Annotated in this window: 1 protein-coding gene; it reads right to left on the bottom strand. The window is 46.3% G+C overall.

Translation table 11 applies throughout. The features are described 5' to 3' along the window. On the bottom strand, positions 1-1,925 hold a 1,925-nt coding region (locus tag H6F80_RS14875), incomplete at its 3' end, for a glycosyltransferase family 2 protein (protein WP_199296593.1). Positions 1,926-1,965: the final 40 nt, after the last annotated feature.

The following is a 1,965-nucleotide window of genomic DNA, read 5'->3' as shown; positions in this document are numbered from 1 at the left end:
ACGGCTAAATCCTCATCGAAGCCCCCGATTGCCTCAAAATTTTCGCGTTTACACATCAGGCAGGCTCCAGTCACCGCCGAGTAATTCGTAATGCCAATCACCTGATTAAGATAGCCCGATGCGGTTGCCGAAAAATGTTTGTGGCTGTGTCCAGAGTAAGCGCAGATTCCTAAAACCACCCCTGCATGTTGAATGGTGTCATCCGGGTAAAGCAATAAGGCTCCCACCGCCCCGATCGATCGCCTTTGCGCCTGTTCTACCATTGCCGTCATCCAGTTTGGCGTGATGACTTCAATATCGTTATTCAGAAACAGTAAATATTTGCCCTTTGCTTGCTGAACTGCAAAATTGTTGAGTTTTGAATAGTTGAAAGGAATTTCTAATCGGTGACACTGAAAGCGATCGAATTGAGCCTGCCATTTTTGAATTAGAGCAGCCGTTTCAGGCTCTACGCTATTGTGATCAACTAGAATGACTTCGTAATTTGGATAAGTGGTCTTCTCAAAAATAGAAGTTAAGCAGCGATCGAGCAAATCTGCTTTATCTTTAGTGGGAACAATTACGCTAACTAAATCGTGTTCCTTAATCTGATAGCGCACAATATAGTTACCGGGAGAACCTTCGATCGGCAATAATTTTCCGGGTTCACCTCTGCGCTCTAAGGCTTCAGCCAAAGCGCGATCGGATGCATCGTAGGCGTAGGGTTTCGCAGCAGCAGATTGGGCAGTCGATTGAGGATGAATTCGCCAGTGATAGAGAATTTTGGGGATGTGGAAGATGTTCTGCGTCTTTTCGCTGAGTCGTAGCACTAAATCATAATCCTGGCTGCCTTCATAGCCAATCCGAAATCCGCCAATTTGACTCACAATCGATCGACGATATGCCCCTAAATGGCAGGTGTACATTCGTGATAGAAAACTATCAGGACTCCAATCGGGTTTGAAGTAGGGTTCTGAAAATTGTCCCTGCTCGTCGATTTTGTCTTCATCTGAATAAATTATGTCGGCTTTAGGATAGCGATTTAGCAGCAGCGCAATTTCAAACAAAGCATCCGGCGACAGCAAATCGTCGTGGTCTAACAGCGCGATAAATTCTCCAGTCGCAAGCTCCAAAGCCGAATTCGAGCAAGCAGAAATATGACCATTTTCTGAGCGAAAGGTGACTTTAATTCGCCGATTGATCGCTGTGTATTCTTCCAGAATCGATCGCACCTGCGGCTCAATTGAAGCATCATCTGCAATACACAGTTCCCAATGGGGATAAACCTGCGCCAAGACCGAATCGATCGCTAATCGCAAGTAGGATTCGGGAGTATTGTAAACAGGCATCAAGACGCTAATTAATGGCTTCGCAGGTAAAATTTCCGCCATTTGCCCCATTCGTTCTAAATCGGCAGGCCTGGGGCTATTCGCGTTGCGCCAGCGATCGTAGGGCGTTTCTTGAGGAATCCCTTTGGCAATTTCTAATTCAATCTGTTCGATGGAGGGAAGTTCTGGTGTCCAGACTAGGCTTTCCTTGCCGCCGAGCTTTTGCCGAATTTGTAGCCATTGAGTGCGAATCTGCCAAAACTTGCTCGACTCCATCGCCTCCAGCCGACCCCGATACTGATCTCGTTCAGCAGTGGCAATTTGACAATCCCGGCTGATCTGCCGCAACTGGGTTTGCAGGCGATCGATCTGCTGCTGAAACCGCTCAGAGTTTGCCTCAGCCTGTTGAAGTCGCCAGTAAGAATCGCCTAGAAATTTCCGTGCGGGGATGGTTTGCTCTAGCTGACGGAGCTGTTGCTTGAGCTGTTCGAGCTGCTGAAGAACTGCTTCTAATCGATTGCTATTCTCTTTAGTATCTATTGAATTTAGTGATTGCAGTTGGGTTTCAAGTTGCCCAATTAGATGAAAGATTATCTGTAAATTATGGTTGTTTTGCATTTACTTTGCATTCACAAAAATCTTTCAGGCTAACTTAGCA

Source organism: Leptolyngbya sp. FACHB-711 (assembly GCF_014695615.1).
In the GTDB taxonomy this organism is placed as follows: domain Bacteria; phylum Cyanobacteriota; class Cyanobacteriia; order Elainellales; family Elainellaceae; genus Leptolyngbya_A.
This window is presented reverse-complemented; position numbering and strand designations above follow the sequence as displayed.